A 21342-nucleotide genomic window follows, 5' to 3' on the forward strand; every position below is an offset into this window, starting at 1 on the left:
TGATTTCCAACGTCAGAACTGTTTCTGAGGGGCTGGATACTGACAAAGATCATGTAGTACAGATGACAGGGCGTTTATGCTTTTGGCACGTAGGTATTGCTACAATCAACAGCATTGCAAACGCCATAGGCACCCATGCGAATTCTCCATACCTCGGACTGGCACCTTGGCCAGCACTTCATGGGCAAGACCCGCCAAGCTGAGCACCAAGCCTTCATTGACTGGCTGATCCAACAAGTTCGTGACCATGCCATCGACGCCGTCATCATCGCAGGCGACATCTTCGATACCGGAGCACCGCCCAGCTATGCGCGTGAGCTGTATAACCAGCTGGTAGTCGAGCTGCACAACACCGGTACCTCCTTGCTGATGCTGGGGGGGAATCACGATTCGGTTGCCACTCTGGGTGAAAGCCGACCTTTGCTGTCCTACCTCAGCACCACCGTCATCCCGGCAGTCGAAGAAGACCTTGATAAACAGGTGCAGGTGCTGAATAAGCGTGACGGCACAGCTGGCGCCATCATCTGCGCGATTCCCTTCATCCGTCCGCGTGATGTCATGCAGAGCCAAGCCGGGCAGAGCGCGGAAGAAAAGCAGCTTTCGCTACAGGAAGCCATCCATCACCACTACCAGGCCGTGTACCAGCGGGCCTGCGCCAAGCGCGACGCGCTACGCCTGCCATTGCCCATCATCGCTACCGGGCACCTGACGACTGTGGGGGCTAGCGCCAGCGAATCCGTGCGCGAGATCTATGTCGGTGCCCTGGAGGCGTTTCCGACCACCGCTTTTCCGCCAGCCGATTACATTGCGCTGGGGCATATCCACCGCCCGCAAAAGGTGGGAGGGCTGGATCACATCCGCTACAGCGGTTCACCCATCCCCTTAAGCTTTGACGAAGCCAGTCAACAAAAGGAAGTGTTGTTGGTGGACGTGGACGATATCGGTCTGATGGGGGTAACGGCGCTACCGGTTCCGCGTTTCCAGCAATTGGTCTCGGTCAAGGGTGACCTTAAAGAACTGGAAGCTGCAATCCAGGAGGCGGCCCAGCAGGGCCGTGCCGAGCAGCCGGTCTGGCTGGAAGTGATGGTGAAGGGGGACGATTATCTGTCGGATCTGCAAACCCGCATCCAGAGTATGACGGAAGGCTTGCCGGTGGAGGTGCTGCGCCTGCGTCGGGATAGGGGCAATGCCGTAGCCGCCCTGCAAGCCGCCGCCAAAGAAACGCTGGATGAGCTGACACCGTTTGACGTGTTCAACAGGCGGATGGAACAGGAGGAACTGGATGAAGACCTGAGGGCACAGTTGGACGCACGCTATCGCAGTATTGTGGCCAGCTTGCAGGAGGGTACGGCATGAAGATCCTGACCCTGCGCCTGAAGAACCTCAACTCGCTCAAGGGCGAGTGGAAAATCGACTTCACCCAGCCGCCGTTCAAGGACAACGGCCTGTTCGCCATTACCGGCCCCACCGGTGCCGGCAAGTCCACGCTACTGGACGCCATCTGTCTTGCGCTCTATCACGAAACGCCGCGCCTCAAGACCATCTCAGCCTCGTCCAACGAAATCATGACTCGCCACACGGCGGACTGCCTGGCCGAGGTGGAATTCGAGGTGAAGGGGCAGGTATACCGTGCGTTCTGGAGCCAGCGTCGGGCCCGCGACAAGGCCGATGGTGCTTTGCAGGCACCCAAGGTTGAACTGGCCGATGGTGCCGGCAACATCCTGACAAGCCAGATCAACGACAAACTCAAGCGTATCGAGGCAATTACCGGCCTAGATTTTGCCCGTTTCACCAAGTCCATGATGCTAGCGCAAGGCGGCTTTGCTGCCTTCCTCAATGCCAGCGCCAATGAACGTGCCGAATTGCTGGAAGAGCTGACCGGCACAGATATCTATGGCCAGATCTCCCAACGCGTATTCGAGCAGGCCCGCGACGCCAAGCAGGCGCTGGACCAGTTGAAAGCCCGTGCAGATGGTGTGGAACTGCTGCCGGAAGAGCGGCGGCAATCCATGAAGCAGCAAATCGACACGCTGACTCAGCAGTTGGTCGAGCTGCAGAGTCAGCAAACGCAGACGCAAGCCTTGCGCCAGTGGCGTCATGAGCTGATTCAGGCAGAGCAGGCAGCTGCACTGGCACGAGAGGGCGAACAGGCGGCCCGGAAAGCATTGGATGAAGCCGAACCCGAACTGCAACGCCTGCAACAGAGCGAGCCTGCCGAGGCGATGCGCCCCGTCTATCAGGCTTGGCAAGACACGCAGGCAAGACGGAATCAGGCACGAAGTGCGCTGGACAAAATACAGGTCACACTGGCGGATAGCCAGCAACAGATCGTTATCGCCCACTGGCAGGCCAACACCATTGCAACAGGGCTGGCTGAGCACGCCAGGCAGCAGTACACAACGGCGCATGACGAACTGCAGGTCTTGCAAGCCTGGCTGGCAGAACATGGCCATTTTGCCGTACTGGGCGAACAGCTCAGCGGTTGGCAGAGCCAATTCAGTCAGACTCAGCAGGCTCAGCACACCGTACAGCAGCTGCACGACCAGTTACAGGCACAGCAGCGCGAACTGGAAGCGACCGAACGCAGCCTAGGCGAACAGAAAACACTGCTGGAGGCTGCCCAAAAGGAGCACGAGCAAAAACTGCTTGTCGCCCAAGCTGCTGAACAGGTCGCGGCCAACATTTTCCACGGCCAAACGCTGGCCGAGCTGCGCACTAGCTGGATGACCGCACAGGAACAGGTGCAGTCCTGGCGACAGCTGTTGCAATTGGCCGCACAGCAGCGTCAACACGCCAGTCGGCAAGTGCAGCAGCAAGCAGCGATAACCGATAGCCGGCAGCAGCTAACTGCTCAGCAAGCATTGCTGGACACTCTGCGCCGAGACTACAAGCAGCTGAAAGAGCAAGTTGAAGATAAGCGCAAGCTGCTGGCCCAGGAGCAACGCATCCAGAGCCTGGAAGCACACCGCGCTGCGCTGCAGCCGGGTGAGGCCTGCCCCTTGTGTGGCTCGCACGAACACCCTGGCATCCAGACCTACCAGCAGCTTAGCGTGTCTGATACCGAGCGTACCCTTCAGGAAAAAGAGGCTGCGCTCGCGCAGCTGGAAGAGCAAGGCAATGCGGCCAAGGGCGAGCAGGCCAAGCTGGAAGGTCGTTTGCAACAGCAGCAGGAAGCACTGCAGGTGCTGGAGCAGGCACAGCGGCAGGCCGCTACGGCCTGGCGTGAACAGGCTACGCCGCTGGGGCTAGGTGACAACGACTGGCAGCAGGAAGACACACTGCCGCAAGCTCTGGCTAAGGCAGAACAGCATGACGCCAAATTGAAAGCCCAGTTGGCGCAAGCGGAGCAGGCAGAACAGGACCGGGTAGTGGCCCAGCAGATGGCTTACCGCAGCGCCCAAGCGTTGCAGGAAGCAGGGAAGCAATATGAGCTGCTACAGCAGGCCAGTCTGCATGCCATGCAAGGTGTGAAGGCGCTGGCCACGCAGCAAGAACAGGCCGCCCATGCGGCGCAGCAAGCCCGCGAGCAATTGCAAGCTGCCATTGCCGACAGTGGTTTTACCGTGGCAGACGACATGGCGCAATGGCTGGCAGATCGTCAGCAGGACTGGCAGGCGTGGCAGACTAGGCAGCGTACACAGCAGTTGCAACAGGCTGAGCTGCTCAAGTTGCAAAGCCATCTTGAGCAGGCAGCCAACCTTGCCGAAGGCTGGCAGCTCCGTTGGAGCAAACTGGATGTCGAAGCTCCAACCGGGCAAGCCAAACCGGAGATCGACGAGCCATCCTTTGCCCGCTACACCGACCTGGTAGAGGTGCTGACTGCACAGATCGCTAATCTGCAGGGCCAGCAAACTCAGTTGAGCACTGACCTGGCCTTACTTCATCAGCAGTACAGCGAGGCTGAGGCCGCTTGGTCAGCTGCGCTGCAAACCAGCCCCTTCACCGATACCGATACTTTCCTGCGGGCACTGCTACCGGCAGAGGAGAGCCGGCGCCTGCGCAACTGGCAGCAACAACTGGCGCAAGCGCTGGAACGCAGCGCGGCAGTACACCAAAGCGCAGACGCCACTCTGCAAGTACTGCAGCAGCAAAATCGCACACCGCTCGGCCTGATCGAGTTGGATGAAGCGCTGGCAGCGCAAGACGGGAAGCGACAAATCCTGTTCAGCGAACAGGGCGCTCTGAATGCCTTGCTCCGGGACGATGCGCAGCGCCGCGACAACCAGCAAGCGCTATTCCATCAAATCGAGCAACAGGCCGCCGATGTTGATATCTGGCAACGACTCAACAGCCTGATTGGTTCTAAAGAGGGTGACAAATACCGCAAGTTTGCCCAAGGGCTAACACTGGACCATCTGATGCATCTGGCCAACCGTCATCTGGAGCGGCTGCACGGCCGCTATCTCTTGCAGCGCAAGAGCAGCGGTGAGTTGGAACTGGAAATTGTGGATACCTGGCAAGCCGACGTCACCCGAGATACCCGTACTTTGTCCGGCGGTGAGAGTTTCCTGGTCAGTCTGGCGTTAGCTTTGGCTCTGTCCGACCTGGTGAGTCACAAGACTTCTATTGATTCACTGTTTTTGGATGAGGGTTTTGGTTCCTTGGACGGAGAAACATTGGAAATGGCTCTTGATGCGCTGGACGTAATAAACTCTTCTGGCAAGTCAATCGGTGTAATTAGTCACGTATCGGCCATGAAAGAAAGAATAAATGTACAAATATCTATTGAGAAGGCTGCTGGGGTAGGATTTTCTTGTGTCCACGTAAAGCAATAACGAAACTGCAATATTAATCATTTAGTAATTCCATCACATGTTAAAGGTGAAAGTATGTCAATAAAAAGCATATCGAAAATTAATAACTATGGCATTTTCAATAGCTTTAACAATACTGGCTTGCATGACTATGGAAAATATAATTTATTCTATGGGTGGAATGGTTGTGGCAAGTCAACCTTGTCAACCATATTTTACGGCCTAGGGAAGAAGGCAAAGTCAGAAAAATTTCCTCAGGGTGCGTTTTCAATTGTCCTGGAAGATGGGGTGACAGTTAGCTCTGATCAACTTGATTTGACTAGCTTGAATATACACACTTTTAATCAAGAATTTATAGATCAAAATATTGCATGGAATAGTGTCGTTAAGAAAATTCTCCTGATTGACGAGGGAAAGATTAAAGAACGAGAAGAGTTAGAGTCAAAAAAGAAAATACAAAAAACTGACCGTGAATTTTATGAGGAAGAGCTTTTAGAGCTGACAAAGATAAATACATCCATTCAGAAATTTGGAACGGATAGCGCGAGGCATATTAAGGCAAGCCTGCAATCCATTGACACTTCTGACAGATACTATCTCAACTACGACAAAAGAAAATTTGAATCATTTATTGAAGCCAATAAAGACGGCGTGGCAAAGGAAGAGGCTATCTTAGATGAAGAAAAATTGCTTGAATTGACCAATGCGGCCAAACCAATAGAGCTTCCAAGTGTTAGTTTTGCAAAACAGGAAATTAGTGATGCGACGTACGAAAAGGCAAGAGAACGCTTAGATGATTTACTTGGAAATACATTTGTAAGCGAAACTATAGATCACTTGACAAATAACCCTGACATTAAGTCATGGGTTGAGGCTGGGCTTGCTCTGCACAAGAATCACAATGCGAATTCTTGCGAATTTTGTGGAGAAAAAATATCGGAAGACAGGGTAAAAAAGCTTGAAGGGCACTTTAATGATAATTACAGGAAATTCCAAGAAAGAATTGAGGCGGCAGACAAGTGGCTTGCCGATCAATATATAACAACACCAGTACTACCTGCAGTTAGCCAGTTTTATGATGAGTTGAAGTCTAGCTATTTGGGTGCTTCCGATGAACTGCAAAACGCCATTCAATTGGTAAATAAGGGAATTGAATTATGGCATGGCGCCCTGGGGGCTAAAAGAACGTCCCCATTAAATACCAACTTTCATATCCAAAGTATAGATTCAGGTGCGATTGGCTTTTTTAATGAGGCCATGGCGAAAATTGATTTAATTGTAAAGGCGCACAATCACAAGTCAGCAAATTTTGAAGAGGAAACTGCAAAGTCCAAAAAGCAACTTGAACTGCATTATGCTGCAACCGAAATAAGAAGCTTTGGGTATCAAGTGAAGAAAAAAGATCTTTTCGATAGGGAGGCTAAAAACAATGAATTGAAGCTTTCGATAGATAATCGAGAGAAAGAAATAATTGCTATTGAGAGTTCGTTGGCAAATGAAAGCATTGGTGCCGACAAATTCAATGAAGCACTTCATAAATTTTTGGGCAGAACTGAGTTAACCCTTAGGTTTAATCAGCAGAAAAAGGGTTATGAAATTATTAGAAATAATTCCGAAGTGATAAATGGGCAACTTAGTGAGGGCGAAAAAACTGCAATTGCTTTTGTTTATTTCATGATAAAGATAAAAGAAAATGACAACAAGATTGAGGATAGTGTAATTGTTGTTGATGACCCAGTTTCAAGTTTTGACTCTAATCACCTTTTCCACTCATATTCTTTTTTGAGAAGCAACTGCGAAAAGGCGAAGCAGTTGTTTGTCTTTACGCATAACTTTACCTATTTTAAATTGGTGAGAGATTGGTTTGAGGGTGTTAACAAAGGGCGGCGACGCAAGGAAAAAGAGCCAAATGCATATTTCTTTTCAATCGAATCTAGCGGGCAGCCTCGCCATTCTGAAATTAAAAATGCAAGTAGCAGCCTAATTCATTACAACTCTGAGTACCATTACATCTTCTCCAGATTGAAAGACTTCGCTGGGAAGGATGCTCTTTCGCGGGATGATGCCTTTCTTACCGCGAATTTGGCGAGGAAACTATTGGAATCATTTTTTAGCTTCAAGTATCCAAAGCATCGGAGTGACATTGCCCAATTAATGGATCGCGGACTGAAAGATAGCAAGACCATCACGGCAGAGACGAAGGAAAAAATTTATCGCTTTATTAACAAATACTCGCACTCGGCTGTGATTGAAATTAATGAAGACTCGTCTGAAAACCTATTTGGCGAAAGTCAGAATGTCATAAAAGACATTTTTAATTGGCTAAACGAAGTTGATGAAGTTCATTTCAAGGAAATGCTTGAGGTGGCAAGCGAGGCTTAGCATAAAAAGCGAGTCTGTGAAATAGCCCGGGTTAAATATCTCGTAAAGATTTTTGCCCGGACTGTTACTTGGTTTTATTATAATTCTGCATATATTCTGGTCATGTCTCGATCCCTTTTTTTATAGCCGGGCCGAGGGGAGGAAAAGGTCATGCTGGTGGTTGTTAAGTTCCTTATCCTATTTAGCAATAGGAGATCCCACTCATGACCAGGTGTGATATGCCCACCTGCTGTTTGGTAACAGCGAAGAACATCATTTCCAGTCTTCGACACGCCAACTGTATGTGGCTCCACGATGCGGTCAATCCCATCGTACGTGAGAGAAAGGACCTGACGGTTTTGAATGGCAGCAATGATAGAGCTAAGCATCTTATCTCCATGCAGTAATGGCATATGCCGTTTTTATTATAATGCAAGTAGGATTTTTATCCTACTTGGTTTTATTCAAATGAAAAAGCCCGCATGTGCGGGCTTTCTGATGCAGCTTTATGTGTCGTCGAGTGTAAACTTATCTGTCGTTCTGGCAAGAATATGTGTCGCTCGACGCTGACAATTTGAATCAATCCCAGCTCAACGCCCCGCCAGTCTGATACTCGGTGACGCGAGTCTCAAAGAAGTTCTTTTCCTTCTTCAAGTCGATCATCTCGCTCATCCACGGGAAGGGGTTGTTCACGCCCGGGAACAGCTGATCCAGGCCGATCTGCTGCATGCGGCGGTTGGCGATGAAGCGCAGGTATTCCTTGAACATGCTGGCGTTCAGGCCCAGCACGCCGCGCGGCATGGTGTCTTCGGCGTACGCGTATTCCAGCTCCACCGCGTGCTTGAACAGCTCGGTCACTTCGGCCTTGAAGCTTTCGGTCCAGATTTCCGGTTGTTCCAGCTTGATGGTGTTGATCAGGTCGATGCCGAAGTTGCAGTGCATGGACTCGTCGCGCAGGATGTACTGGTACTGCTCGGCGGCGCCGGTCATCTTGTTCTGGCGGCCCAGCGCCAGGATTTGCACGAAGCCGACGTAGAAGAACAGGCCTTCCATGATGCAGGCGAACACGATCAGCGATTTGAGCAGCTTCTGGTCGTTTTCCAGGGTGCCGGTCTTGAAGGCCGGGTCGCACAGCACGTCGATGAACGGAATCAGGAATTCATCCTTGTCGCGGATGGATTTGATTTCGTTGTAGGCGTTGAACACTTCGCCTTCGTCCAGGCCCAGGCTTTCCACGATGTATTGGTAGGCGTGGGTGTGGATGGCTTCGTCGAAGGCCTGGCGCAGCAGGAACTGGCGGCATTCCGGGCTGGTGATCTGGCGGTAGGTGCCCAGCACGATGTTGTTGGCGGCCAGGGAGTCGGCGGTGACGAAGAAGCCCAGGTTGCGCTTGACGATGCGCATTTCGTCTTCGGTCAGCTGGCCGGTTTTCCACTGTTCGATGTCGCGCTGCATGTTCACTTCTTGCGGCATCCAGTGGTTGGCGCACTGCGCCAGGTATTTTTCCCAGGCCCATTTGTGCTTGAACGGCACCAGCTGGTTGACGTCGGTGGTGCCATTGATCACCTTCTTGTCCACCGCGTTTACGCGGCCGCTGCCGTGGCTGGCGGCATTGGCGGCTGCGGACGGCGTGGAGGGGAGGGTGTCTTCAAAGTTCAGCATGGGTGCTCCTGTATCGTCTTCGGTTGCCGCGCGGGGGCGCGGCGGCGGTTCTATGCGGATTTTACTACGTGTTCTCTGCGTTGTTGCGCGGCTTGCGCCGGCTGCAGCTGACAATGCTGGATGATGCGGACCTCGCCCGGCGCCGCGGCGGGCTCCGGCTGCGGCGCCGGCACGATGGCGGCGTGGGCGCCGGCATTCACCATGGCGGGGCGGCGGCCGGCCACGCTTTTGCGCAGCAGGTAATAGGCGGTGGTGCTCATGGGCTCTCCCGGCTTAGAAGCGCAGTTGCTGGGCCAGTTGGCGGATCAGCACGCGTTCGCGCGCTTCCTCCTGCTCCAGCTGCTCCTGCAGCCGGTTGCGCGCCGCGCGCAGCTGCCGCAGCTGGCGGTATTGCTGGTTGGCGGCGGCGATGTCGTGCTTCAGGGTTTCGATTTCCTGCTGCAGCTCTTCGGGCTGGCAGTACACCACCAGGGTGTCGCCTTCTATCCAGGCCTTGCGCCAGCGCTGGGCGCGCGGGACGCGGCGCGATTCCTGGAAGTAGTCCTTCCATTCGTTGGGCGGCGCCAGGTTGAGCTGCAGGTACAGGTTGAACAGCAGGAACTGCTTGTCCGGATTGTGGGATTTGTCTTCGCAAAAGCCGGTAATGCCGATGTTTTCAAATGTCTGCATCTTGTCCTCCCAAGGCGCTGCCAGTTGCCGTGCACGGGGCGCCTTGCCGCGGCCCCTGCGGTCCATCCCGAAGCCGTCTGTCGCCAAACGGCTTGAGGATGCGATGGCTAGGCCATCATTGGCGTTTCCTGTTCCGGCGCGGTGTCGTACTGCACCACGCCGTAGATCTTCCAGTGGCCGTCCACCCGTTTCAGGTGGTAGCCGGTGTGGTAATGCCAGGCGGACTGGCCGCTGCGCTCCACGGTCCAGGCCACTACCGCGCTGGCGGCGTTGGCGCCCATCGCCTGCACGCTTTCCAGCCGGTGGCTGGCGCTGAGGAAACCCTGGCTGCGGTACCACGCCAGCAGCGAGGCGGTGGTGGCTTCCAGCGCGGCCATGTCGGGCCAGCAGGCCAGGTCGCCATGGTGGATGGCGGTGAACGGCACGGTGAAGTGATGGGTCACGCCGGCCGTGTCCAGCTGCGAATAGCTGTGCTGGTATTGTTTGAAAAAGGCTTCCAGGCTCATGGTCGGTTTCGTCGCGGTGATGGGGCCGGGCGGCGCGTCATTCCACGGGGGGATGGTCGGCAAACCCTTGTGGAATCAGGCTTTGCGCGGCGCATGCCATTCGTGTTCAGACTGTTTTCTCAGTGCTTCAAGGTTAGCATATCTGGTGTATTAGATGTGAATTTCTACAATATCTAGTGAAATTTGTGGTGGTGTGCGGCCGGCGGCGGCATAGCTTGTGGTTGGCAGCCCGGCGCGGGCGGCGCTTTGGCCGGAAACGGGCGGCGTTGTTTTTTCGCATATGCGCGCCCGGGCCCGAGGGCCGGGCCAAGACGGCCCTTCGGCGCGCGGCAGGCTGCGGCCGAAGGGTGCGAGGCTACCGGAGGCGAAACCGGATTGCAAGCTGGCTTCGCCGCGCCGGCGGGTCAGGAGGTTTTGCCGGACAGGGAGTCCTGCACCAGCGAGAAGAAGTGGTCGTACATCTTGGGGTCGGTCACGGTGGAGGTTTTGGAGTCGCCGTTGGTGTCCCAGATGGTGACCTTGAAGCGGGCGCGCACCAGCGTTTCGCCATCCTGGTCGGGGCGCACGGTCACCAGCGCGCTGACGCTTTCGTGGTCGGGCTTGGCCTGCAGCGGAATGCCCTTGGCCTTGAAGATGGCGCGGATGGCTTCGCGCCAGCGCACGCCGATCACGCGGTTGAGTTCGCCTTCCACCAGCATGGTTTCCTGGTCGGCCTTCACCGGCTTGAAGCCCATCGCCTGCAGCGCGGAGCTGCTGGCGTTGACGGCGGAGGGAGGCTGCACGCGCTGGTAGGTCTTGTCCTGGATCTGGGCCAGCGTCTGCTGCTCGGCCGGGGTCAGATCCACGGTGACTTGTTTGGAGCTGAGTTTCAGCAGCCGGCTGCCGCCGTCGCCGGTCACCCTTTCGTTGGGATTGGGCGTGGAGCAGGCGGCGAGGGCGGCGATGACAAGCAGCGCCGGCAACGCAGCACGGCTGCGGCGCGGCGCGCGGATGGCGGGTATGGGGCTGGGGTGCGCCATGGAAATCTCCGGATGAAAACGGCTCCATCGCCTGTGGGAAGGCGATGGGGTGGGGTTGACGGGGGGCGCTTGCGCGCCGCGGTAGCAATATGTTGATTGTCTGGACGCGCTTGGGTGCCGCCCCCTGTCAATTGGAACAGGTGTCGCTGGTTTGCCGCTTTAGTTGTGCTGGGCGATCAGGCTTTGCAGCTCGGGGCTGATTTCCGGCAGGAAGGCGGTCCAGTGCGCGCCGTCGGCCGGAGTGTCGATGTCGGGATGGAAGCGGCGCACTTCCTGGGCGAAGCGGCGGCCCATCTCGGCCATTTCACGCAGGTGGCCGGCCACCGACTGGCGGGTCTGGCGCGAGATGTCCAGTCGGTTGGCCTCGGCGTGGCGCAGCGAGTCCACCAGCTTGTCCGCCAGGTCCGGCGCGTCCACCTTCAGCAGGCGGCGGCCGATTTCGTCCTTGTCCAGCAGGTTGGCGATGCGTTCGTCCATGCTCACGCCCACCGCCGGCACGCCGGCTTCCATGCTGGTGACGATGGCGTGGAAGCGCGAGCTGAGCAGCAGGTCGGCGGCGCGCAGCAGGCCGACGATGGCGCGCGGCGGCATGTCGCCGCTGGCGACGATGGGCGGCGCTTGTTCGAAGCGCGCGGCCAGGTCGTTGCAGGCGGCGCGGTCCACCTTGTCCATGCCGATGATCAGCACGCCGCCGCCCGTGTCCTGCTGCCATTGTTTGGCGGCGTGGGCCAGCGCGTCCAGATAGGCGGCATAGCGGCTGCGGATGGATTCGTTGTCCGGGTGGAACAGGATGCTGCCGAAGAACAGTTCGCTGTGCGCGCCGGTTTCGGCCATTTCCTGGGCTTTCACCAGGTCGGGCTTCACCGGCCACCAGAAGGGGTTCATCGGACATACCGCCAGCAGCGGGAAGTCGGCCAGGCCCAGCCGCACCAGCCGCTCGCGCACCGAATCGGCCGGCTCGGACTGGTAGGTCCAGGCGGTGTCGGCGCCGCCGGTGGCGCGCAGGCCCAGCGGCTGCAGCACGGCCTTGGACTCTTCGTTGCGGCACAGGATCAGCGGGCCGCTGCCCAGGCTGGAAATGAAGGCCGACAGTTCCGGCTCCATCTTGCCGGCCTCGGCGCCGTAGCCCACCGCCAGCCGGCCGCTGGCGACGGCCATACCCAGCGCGCCGCCCAGCATCGCCGACAGCATGCAGCACAGATTGGACTTGAACATGGAGCCGTCGCAGGCGATCACGCCGTCGTATTCGCGGATGGTGCGGATCAGGAATTCCGGGAAGTAGTCCTGCACCAGCTCCAGCTTGACGTCGTCTTGCAGGTCTTCCGGCAGGTCCACGCCGGTGCCGACCAGGCCGATTTCCACCCGGTCGCGGCCCAGGATGGCGCGCACCTGGCGGATCATTTCCGCCACCCGCACGTCGGAGCCGGTGTTGCCGCCGCCGGCGTAGCCGGCGAACAGCAGCCGCAGCGGGCTGCCGGCTTCGCGCGCCGGCGGCGGCAGGTGGGCGGCTTCGCCTATCAGTTCGGTCAATTGGCTGTACAACACCGGATAGGAGGCGTTGGACGCCAGAAACGCTTCAAGCAGCTTGGACATGGGTCGAGTCCTCTCAGGTGGGGAAGGATAAGGTGAAATCTTGCGCGCGCCACAGGCGCAGCGGGCGCGGCGCGCCATCGTGGGCCAGCGCGGCGGCGTGGCCGTCTTCGGTTTCCAGCGCGTGCAGCCGCCAGCTGTCGCCATGAGCCGACACGAGCCGCGGCCGGCCGGCCTCGTCCAGCGCGATTTCCACGTCGGCCAGGCCGGACAGGCCGCTGCCCATCGCCTTGAGCACCGCTTCCTTGGCGGTCCACATCCGCAGGAAGCGCCGCGCGCCGTCGTCGGCGTCGCCCAGCGCCAGCCTTTCGCCCGCGCTGAAGTAGGATTCGGCGATGCCTTGCCAGTCCAGCTCGCGGCCGTCGCGCTGGGCTTGTTCCAGGTCCACGCCCAGCCGCGCGCCGCGCGCCAGCGCCACCAGCGCGGCGTCGCCGGAGTGGCTGAGGTTGAAGCCCAGCTCAGGATAAGCCGGCAGCCAGGGCTTGCCGGCGCTTTCCGCGGCGAAGTCCAGCGCGGCCGGGTCGGCGCCCAGCGCGGCGGCCAGCAGCTGGCGCAGCGCGTTGTGGGCGGCGGCGTAGCGGGCGCCGTCGCGCGGGCGGATGAACCGCGCCGCGCGCAGGCGCTCGTCCGGCGACAGCGCGTCCGGGCAGGGAGGGCCGTCCAGCGGGATGGCGATCACGTCTATCGCCGCGCCGGGCGAGGCCAGCGCTTGCCGCAACGCGCTCACAGCGGGCAGGCCACGCTGGCGGACAGCGTGGAGGCCACGTGCTGGATCACGGCGGTTTCCATGTCGCGGACGAAGAAATGCCCGCCGCTGAACAGCTGGCGGCTGAAGCGGGAATGGGTCAGGCGCCGCCAGTCTTCCAGCGCCGCCACCGGCACGTGGTCGTCGTCGTCGCCGCCCAGCGCGGTGATGGGCACGTTCAACAGCGGCGACGAGGCCTGGAAGTGGTCGTTCATTTCCAGGTCGGCGCGCAGCAGCGAAAACACCGCGTGCTTCAGCTCTTCCTCCTGGAACACGATTTCCGGGGTGCCGCCCAGCTGGCGCAGGTAGGCGGTGAGGTCGGCGTCGCCCATCCGGTGCAACTGGGTGCGGTATTCCGGCAGCGGCGGCCGGCGGCCGGAGGCGAACAGGTGCAGCACCTGCGCCTGGCTGCGCTCCAGCGCCTGGGCGGTGGCGAAGGCCAGCGCCGCGCCCATGCTGTGGCCGAACAGCGCCACCGGGCGGTCCAGCAGCGGACGGATCGCCCGCAATAGCGACGGAACCAGGCGTTCCACGCGGGTATAGGCGTCTTCGCCGTAGCGCGTGCCGCGTCCCGGCAGCTGCACCGGGCAGACGTCGATGAAGTCCGGCATGCGATCGGTCCAGCTGCGATAGGCCAGCGCCGCGCCGCCGGCGTGGTGGAAGCAGAGCAGCCGCACTTCGGCCCTGGGGCGCGGTTTGCGGAAGATCAGCCAGTTGCCGGTGTCGTGCAGGCCCGGCGGGAGCGATGACGCGGTCTGATGGGTTGTGATCATGATGCGGATTCCTGGTTCGGTCTGAATCTGTGCTCAAGCCGCCCCGGCGCGGCGCGAAGTCCGACCGGGGCGGCGGTCTTACGTAGTTTGTGCTGTTTGCATGTCAATTTTCTTTACTGATGCCATTTTGCATAATTGCGCCGCCAGTGTCTCTATGGTCGGGTAGTTCCAGATCAGCGTCGGCGACAGCTTCAGCGCCAGCCGCTTTTCCAGCCGGGTGAGGATCAGCAGCGCGCGGGTGGAGTCCAGCGTGTAGCTTTCGAAGGTGCGGCGCGGGTCGATGTCGTCGGGCGACAGGTCCAGCTGGGAGGCGATCTGCTCCATCAGCCACTCCTGGATGTCCTCGGCGGCGAACGAGGCCGGCGGCATGGCGGCCGGGGCCGGTTCCGGCCGCAAAGCCTGCTGCGGCGCGGCTTGCGGGGCTTCCATGCCTGTCGCCGGCTGCGGCAGCGGCTGCGCAGCGGCCTGCATCAGCGCGTCGGCCACCGCGGCGGCGCGGCGCGCGGCCGGGTCGGCGAACGGGGTGCCGGCGGCCCAGGCGTTGAAGGCGCCCATGGCCGGGCCGCACCACACCTGGTAGTCCAGCGTCCGCTCCGGCGCGCCCTGTATCGCCCAGCGCGAGGACTGGCCTAAATACCAGCGGAACACCAGGCCCATCCGCACCTTGGGGTCGCGGCTGGCCTGCTCGGCCAGCGCTGGATTGCGCTGCTGCCAGAAAGCCAGCGTTTCGGCCTCCACCGCCGCCAGCGGCTGGCGGAACAGCTGCTGCTCCAGCCGCGCCAGCTCGGCCGGCGGTATGGCCTGCAAGGACGGGTGGGCGCGGTACAGCTCGGCCAGCTGCGCGCCGCGCACGGCGAACAGCGTGCCGCGCTTCAGCACCTGCACCTGCACGCCCAGTTCGAACATGTCGGCGGCCGGGGCCATGGTCACGTCGGCCAGGTCGGCGGCGGCCAGCAGCTTGCGCACCGCCGGCGAGGTGGCGGATTCGACGCAGGCCTGGTTGACCGAGCCGGTGACGACGTAATCGGCGCCCATGGCGAAGGCGGCGGCGATGGCCGCCGGGGTGCTGATGCCGCCGGCCGCGCCCAGGCCGACCCGCGCCGCGGCGGGAAAGACCTCGGCGACGCGGCGGCGCAGCAGCGACAGCGCCGGCAGCGCGCAAACCAGCGACTGGCGGTCGGTATGGCCGCCGGAGTCGGCTTCCACGGTGACGTCGTCGGCCACCGGCAGCAGCCGCGCCGCCGCCGCTTCCTGCGCCGTCAGCTCGCCGGCCGCCTGCAGCGCGTCCAGGATGGCGTCCGGCGCCGGACGGAAGAAGGGCTCGGCCACTTCGCGGCGCGACACCTTGGCGATCACCCGCTGGCGCGCCACCGCGCCGCCGGCGCCATCCAGGCGGGCGCCCTTGGCGCGGTACAGCACGATGGCCGGGCTGAGCGCCATGAAAGCCGAGGCCTCGATGGTTTCCACGCCCCGGCTCAGGTACAGGTCCACCAGCGCGCGCTCCAGCGCGGGATCGTCCGGAGTGTGGATCAGGTTGAAGCACAGCGGCTTGCCGGGCAGCTCGGCGCGCAGCCGGGCGATGGCGGCGTCGACCCGTTCCAGGCTGAGGCCGGCGGCGCCGAAGCTGGCCAGGCAGCCGGCGCGGCTCAGCGCGATCACCAGCTCTTCGCCGGCGATGCCGTTGGCCATGGCGCCGGCCATATAGGCCAGGCGCAGCCCGTGGCGTTGGCGGAAGGCGGCGCTGCCCAGTTGCTCGGCGCCGCGGAGGGCTGGGGAGGAGGCCTGGATCATAGCGCCGCTCCCTGGGTTTGCGCCGCGGCGGCCGCGGCTTGCGGCAGCGCCGGCTGGCCGGTCAGGCGGATGCCCAGGCCTTCCACCCGGCCCATCACGCGGCCGTTGTCGATCAGGTCGATGTCGGCGATCAGGTAGGGTTCCGGCGTCAGGCCGATCTCGACGATGTCGGCGCGGTAGGTGAAGGTCTGGTTCTGCGGCAGCACCTGGGCGCGGAAGCGCACCAGCGACGGGCGGTGCGGCAGCGGCTGGAAGCGCGCGCCGGTGACGGCGGTTTGCAGGCCCAGCGACAGCGCGTAAGCCTGCAGCAGCTGGAACGCGCCTTCCATCATGCACGGGCCGGGGAAGATCGGGTCGTCCTTGAAGTGGGCGCGGATCGCCCAGTGCTGCGGGTTCACCTGGAATTCGGCTTCGCAGCCGCCCAGGCCGTGGGCGCCGCCGGCCGGTTCGATGCTGGTGACGCGGTCGATGAACTGGATGGCGGCGGGCGGCAGGCGCAGCGACGGGTTGCGGCCGCCGCTGGCGTGGGCCGGCGACAGCACCTGGGCGATCTCGCCGCGCGAGATGGCCAGCAGGTCGGCGCCGTCCAGCGAGCGGCGCGGCGGCGCCAGCGGCGGGATGAAGGCGGTTTGCGCCACCTTGCGCGGCGTGCGGTGCTGGTCGGTGATGCCGGCGCCCTTGCTCAGCTCCTCGTAGGTGAAGAAGCCGGCGGTGCAGTGGTCGATCTTCAGCGCCGGGCGGCCGTCCACGCTGGCCAGGAAGTCGGTCTTGAACAGGGTGGCGTCGCCGTTGCGGAAGGACTGGGTGATGTGGATGTCGTATTCCACGCACTGGCCGGCCTGCGGCATCACGTCCAGATAGGTCAGCTGCGCGTCCAGCCAGCGGTAGGCGCGGTTGCCGCGGTTTTCAAAGTCTATGCCTAGCCAGCCCACCAGGAACAGCACGCCCTGGGCGTCCAGCGACAGGTAGGAGACCTGGCCGTCCACCGCGTTCCAGGCCGGTTTCGGGATGTCATATTCAGTGCGGATGCGGCTGTCTTCCAGCTTGCCGTAGGTGCCGGACAGCGCGGTGACGCGGCTGACCGCCATGAACGGCGCGCCGGGCACCCGCACGCGGCGCGGCAGCCGGTCGATTTCGGCGAATTTCGGCCCCAGCACGTTGGCGACGCGGCCTTCGGCGAACTCCATGATGTCGGCTTCGTTGAACAGCGGCGGCTGCTTGGGCGCGGCCGCCGGGTCGGCGGCGGGCTTGCCGGCCAGCAGGCTGGCGAGCGAGGCGTGGCTGGCGGCCAGTTCGGCGCGGTGGCGCTCGGCTTGTTCAGCCAGTGTGTGCTGCGTGGTTTGGGTGGTGGCGGTCATGGCGTCTTGCGTTGCGGGTTTGAGGGTAAGGATTTTGGAAGGACGGGCCAGCGCCTGGTCCAGGCCTTGCTTGCGCAGCGCCTCGACCAGCGTGGCGGCGATGGGCGGGCGGCAGAAGCACAGGTCCTTGAGCAGGGCCGGTTTTTTCTCTTCAGGCTGGACGCGCAGCGCGGCGGCCAGGTCCAGCGGCACGCGCTGGGCCACCAGCAGCGCCAGCAGCTTGGCCAGCATCGCGGCGTCGTCCTGGTCGCGGCGGGCCAGCGCGAAGGTTGCGTGCGGGCGGCCGCGCAGCGTCTTGCCTATCCAGCGGCTGCAGTTGCCGCCGGGCCCCAGTTCCAGGAACAGCCGCGCGCCTTGCGCATAGGCCTGGTCCACCAGCGCCGGGAAGTCCAGCGGCGACACCAGGTCGCCGGCGACGCGTTCGGCCACCGCTTCCGGGGTCCAGGCGGCGGGCGCGCCGCCGGCGAACAGCAAACCTTGCGGCTGGGCGGAGAGCTGGGCGGTGAAGCGCTCGGCGATGGCGGCGCGCTCGCGCTCGGCCGGCGCGCAGTGCATGGCCAGGCTGTCCGGCGCCGGCACCGCTTCCGCGCCCAGGCGCTGCAGGATGCGGTCGCAGGCGGCGCGCTCGCCCACCAGCGTCACTTCGTCCGGCGAGTTGATCAGGCTGACGTAGGCGCGGGTTTCCTGTTTGGCGGCTTCCACCACGCCGGCGGCGGGCGCCAGCACCAGGTAGTTGACCCAGTCCACCGGCTGGCCGTCGGCCAGTTGCCAGGCTTCGCGCACCGCCTGCTTGTCGCCGGACAGGCGGGTGAGCGAGCCGTCCAGCTCCTGCAGCCGCGCCAGCCAGGCGTCGCCCGGCGTCCAGGCTCCGCTGGCGAACATCATCGTGGCCTGTCCCAGGCTGTGGCCGAATTGCAGCGCCGGCTCCAGGCCGACGCGCTCGGTCAGCAAGGTGGCGTATTGCCAGCCGGACAGGATGCCGGCATTGATCAGCGCCGGATTGTCCTGCAGCAGCGCCTCTTCCGCCTGCATGCGGCCTTCGGCGTCCAGCGGCGTCAGCCGGCGCGGGTACAGCTGTTCGCTGCGGATGGTCGCGCCGGCGTCGCGGTGGGCGGCGGACAGGCGCTCGCCGGCCAGCGGCTCTAGTTGGGCGACGCGGCTGGCGAGGCCGGTGAAGGCGGTGTTCAGCGCGGAATACACGAAAGCCACCTTGCCGTCGCGGCCCAGCGGCGCGGGGCTGAAGCGGCTGCCGCGCGGCGATTGCCAGTCGGCCTGAGCCTTGGGCAGCTGCGCCAGCGCGGCGCGGGCCTCTTCCAGCAGGCCGGCGGCGTCGTCGGCCACCAGCGCCAGCGCCAGCGGCGCCTGCGGGTTGTGGGCCAGCACCGCGGCGCGGCACAGCGCGGCGGCGTCGGCGGCCGGTTTTTCCAGCTCGGCGATGTGGGCTGCCAGCTGGGCCAGCAGCGCATCGCGGTCGGCGGCGGCCAGTGGCAGCAGCAGCGGCAGGGCCGGCGCCACCGCCTTGTTGGCGATGCCGGCCGGCGTTTCCGCCAGCAGCGCCTGCGCCGAGCTGCCGTCGTCGTCGCGCGCTAGCACGGCGGCGACGCGGCGGCCGTCGGCCGGGCGGAACCAGGGGCGGGCGTCGGTCGGCACATAGGCGTGCGCCTCTTCCAGGCCGGCGGGGATCTGCGCGCCGTTCCAGCCGGCCCAGGCCGGCAGGCTGCGGCCGCTCAGGCTGAGCGCGGCGTGCAGCACGCTCAGCAGCGGGGCGGTCATCCGGGTGTGGCCGAACACGGCGGCGGCGCTGGACAGCGCCGGGCGGCCGCCGAGCAGGTCGGCGGCGGGCAGCGGGCCGGCGCTTTCCACCAGCCCGGCGCTGGCGGCGTCCTGGCCGATGCCGGCGCGGATGGATGCGGCAGCGGCCTGCGCCGATTCGCCGAAGCCGGCGCCGCGCCATTCGGCGTAGGCGGCGCGGCCTTGCGCGCGCACCGCGTCGGCCGGCTCCAGCACCAGCGCGCACGCGCCTTCGCCCACCGGGGCGGAGATGTCGGCGCCGCAGGCCTGGCGCACCATCAGGTTTTCAATCGCGCCGGCCAGGTCGATGGCGCCGACCAGCACCGCGTCTGCCTCGCCTTCGGCCAACAGGCGCTGGCCCAGCTCCAGCGCCCGCAGCGCGCCGGTTTCGTCGCCGGTCAGCATGAGGGCCGGGCCGGAGAAGTCCCAGGTGGCGGCGATGCGGCTGGCCAGCAGGCTGCCGACGTAGCTGAGCATCACCACCGCGTCCACCGGGTTGTGCAGCGATTCGCGCACCGCCTGGGTCAGGTTGCGGCGCTCTTCATCGCTCAGTTCGAAGCCGGCGGCGTCCAGGCTGTCCTCCAGCCGCCAGCTGGATTCCCAGCGCGCCATCAGCCGGTGGCCGCTGTGGTCCATGGCGCTGGCGATGATGACGGCGGTGCGGCTGCCCGGCGCGACGCCGGCGCCGCGCAGCGCGGCGTCGCCCACCGACAGCATCAGCAGCTGCTGCGGGTACATGCGCGAGATGTCGTTGGGCGGCACCCGCAGCTTGAGCGCGTCGATGGCGACGCGGTCGAGGTAGGCGCCCTGCGGCGCCGGGAAAGGCATGCCGGCGTGGCGGCCTTCCGGCAGCGGCCGCAGGCGCGGCTGGCCGGCGGCCAGCGCCCGCGCCACCGCGTTGAGGTCGGGGCAGTCGCCTATCGCCGCGCCCAGGCCGGTGAGCAGCGCGGCGTCGCCGCGGCGGCGCGAAGGCGCGGTTTCCGGCGCGGCCTGGCCGGGGCCGTCCACGATCAGATGGGCGTTGACGCCGCCGAAGCCGAAGGCGTTGATCGCGGCCCGCTTGTGCCCGGCCGGCCAGGGCGTGGCCTGGGTGATGATGTCCGGCGTGCCGGCGATGTCGCGCGACAGCGGTTTTTCGATGCCGACGGTGGCCGGGATCACGCCGTGGCGCATCGCCAGCAGGGTTTTGACCAGGCCGGCGATGCCGGCGGCGGTCAACAGGTGGCCGACGTTGGACTTCACCGAACCCACCGGCTGGTTGTCGCCGAACACCCGGGCCACGGTTTCCAGCTCCACCCGGTCGCCCAGCTTGGTGCCGGTGGCGTGGCATTCGACGTAGGCGATGGTGTCCGGCGAAATGCCGGTTTGTTCGTAGGCGCGGTCGCACGCCAGTTTCTGGCCCTTGGGGTTGGGCGCGGTCAGGGTTTGGCCGCGGCCGTCGCTGGACAGGCCCATGCCGCGCAGCGTGCCGTACACCGTGGAGCGGTGGCTGTCCGGGCGGCGCAGCACCAGCGCCATCGCGCCGTCCGCCGGGGCCACGCCGTCGGAATCGGCGTCGAACGGGCGGTTGGAGGTGCCGTCGGGCAGCGCCTGGGTGGCGGCGAAGCCGAAGTTGGCGAACAGGGTGTCGAAGCCGTTGGCGGCCACCACCAGCATCGCGTCCGCCTCGCCGGAGGCGATGTGCATCGCCGCCAGGTGGATGGCGTACAGCGAGGTGGCGCAGGCGGCGTCTATCGCGTAGCGCGGGCCGCCCAAGCCCAGCGCGCGGGCGGTGAGGGTGGTGATGCCGCCGGACACCCGCGCCGATTCCGGATGGGTGCCGCTCTGGAGGCGGCCGGCGGTCAGGCGCAGCGGATGGCCGGGCGCGGCCTCGGCGAAGGCGCTGGCCAGCGCCTCGTCGTACAGCGGGCGGGTGATGGCGTCGCTGGCGGCGCTGGCGGCCCAGGCATAGCTGCCCAGCACCATGCCGACGCGGCTGAGGTCGCCGCCCCATAGGCCGGCGTCGCGCAGCGCGTTGCGGCCGACCTGCAGCGGCCATTGGATGCAGCGGTCTTGCGCGCCCAGCAGCGCGGCCGGCAGCAGGAAGCCGCTGGCGTCGAAGTCATGGCCGCGCGGCTTGGCCAGTTCGATGCTGGAGCTTTGGTCGGCCACGCCGCGGCCGGGGCCGAGGAAGCGGGTGGGGTCCACGCCCCAGTCTTCAGTGTCGGCGTCGCGGATCGAGCGCTTGCCGGCCAGCAGGTTTTGCCAGAATCCATCCAGGGTGTCGGCGTCCGGCACCAGGCAGGCGATGCCGGTGATATCCAGTGGGAACATCATTTTCATA

General features: G+C 63.1%; 13 protein-coding genes. 3 read left to right on the forward strand and 10 right to left on the reverse strand.

Annotation, left to right across the window (positions count from 1 at the left end; all coding sequences use genetic code 11):
* The first annotated feature begins 135 nt into the window (after positions 1-135).
* From sbcD to U6115_RS10850, 3 genes are read left to right on the forward strand one after another with little or no spacing between them, the layout of a single operon-like run.
* A complete protein-coding gene (sbcD, locus tag U6115_RS10840) occupies positions 136-1356 on the forward strand; it encodes an exonuclease subunit SbcD (RefSeq protein ID WP_043573348.1) in 1221 nt (406 codons plus the stop codon).
* Positions 1353-4775 carry an AAA family ATPase gene (locus U6115_RS10845; protein WP_043573351.1) on the forward strand — a complete coding sequence of 1141 codons (3423 nt, stop codon included), beginning with the start codon at positions 1353-1355 and terminating at the stop codon, positions 4773-4775. Before sbcD ends, U6115_RS10845 begins: the two co-directional genes overlap by 4 nt.
* A 54-nt stretch (positions 4776-4829) precedes the next feature.
* Positions 4830-7136 (forward strand): AAA family ATPase, encoded by a 2307-nt coding sequence (locus U6115_RS10850; protein ID WP_043573354.1) that lies wholly within the window; start codon positions 4830-4832, stop codon positions 7134-7136.
* A 558-nt stretch (positions 7137-7694) separates the two neighbouring features.
* Here U6115_RS10850 and U6115_RS10855 read toward each other — a convergent pair.
* From U6115_RS10855 to U6115_RS10900, 10 genes are all read right to left on the reverse strand, one after another.
* Positions 7695-8777, reverse strand: a complete 1083-nt coding sequence (locus U6115_RS10855; RefSeq protein ID WP_043573358.1) for a ribonucleotide-diphosphate reductase subunit beta — start codon at positions 8775-8777, stop codon at positions 7695-7697.
* A gap of 50 nt (positions 8778-8827) precedes the next feature.
* Positions 8828-9037 (reverse strand): hypothetical protein, encoded by a 210-nt coding sequence (locus tag U6115_RS10860; RefSeq protein WP_043573363.1) that lies wholly within the window; start codon positions 9035-9037, stop codon positions 8828-8830.
* Positions 9038-9050: 13 nt separating this feature from the next.
* The gene (locus U6115_RS10865) at positions 9051-9446 is read right to left on the reverse strand and encodes a hypothetical protein (protein WP_043573366.1); all 396 of its coding nucleotides are present in this window, start codon (positions 9444-9446) and stop codon (positions 9051-9053) included.
* 107 nt (positions 9447-9553) lie between these two features.
* Positions 9554-9952, reverse strand: coding sequence for a nuclear transport factor 2 family protein (locus U6115_RS10870; RefSeq protein WP_043573370.1), 399 nt, complete (start codon positions 9950-9952; stop codon positions 9554-9556).
* A gap of 404 nt (positions 9953-10356) precedes the next feature.
* Complete coding sequence (locus U6115_RS10875; protein ID WP_052257949.1) at positions 10357-10971, reverse strand: hypothetical protein; 615 nt, start codon at positions 10969-10971, stop codon at positions 10357-10359.
* A gap of 159 nt (positions 10972-11130) precedes the next feature.
* Positions 11131-12564, reverse strand: a complete 1434-nt coding sequence (locus tag U6115_RS10880) for a polysaccharide pyruvyl transferase family protein (RefSeq protein ID WP_043573373.1) — start codon at positions 12562-12564, stop codon at positions 11131-11133.
* A gap of 13 nt (positions 12565-12577) precedes the next feature.
* Positions 12578-13288, reverse strand: coding sequence for a 4'-phosphopantetheinyl transferase superfamily protein (locus U6115_RS10885; RefSeq protein ID WP_052257950.1), 711 nt, complete (start codon positions 13286-13288; stop codon positions 12578-12580).
* Positions 13285-14079 carry a thioesterase II family protein gene (locus U6115_RS10890; RefSeq protein WP_047249468.1) on the reverse strand — a complete coding sequence of 265 codons (795 nt, stop codon included), beginning with the start codon at positions 14077-14079 and terminating at the stop codon, positions 13285-13287. The genes U6115_RS10885 and U6115_RS10890 overlap by 4 nt, the downstream gene beginning before the upstream one ends.
* Before the next feature lie 78 nt (positions 14080-14157).
* Entirely contained in the window at positions 14158-15870 is a 1713-nt protein-coding gene (locus U6115_RS10895) for a PfaD family polyunsaturated fatty acid/polyketide biosynthesis protein (RefSeq protein ID WP_052257951.1), read from the reverse strand.
* Positions 15867-21335 (reverse strand): beta-ketoacyl synthase N-terminal-like domain-containing protein, encoded by a 5469-nt coding sequence (locus U6115_RS10900; RefSeq protein ID WP_326912750.1) that lies wholly within the window; start codon positions 21333-21335, stop codon positions 15867-15869. The genes U6115_RS10895 and U6115_RS10900 overlap by 4 nt, the downstream gene beginning before the upstream one ends.
* Between the last annotated feature and the right edge of the window lie 7 nt (positions 21336-21342).

Origin of the sequence: Chromobacterium subtsugae, assembly GCF_035919665.1 — a bacterium.
Taxonomy (GTDB): domain Bacteria; phylum Pseudomonadota; class Gammaproteobacteria; order Burkholderiales; family Chromobacteriaceae; genus Chromobacterium; species Chromobacterium subtsugae.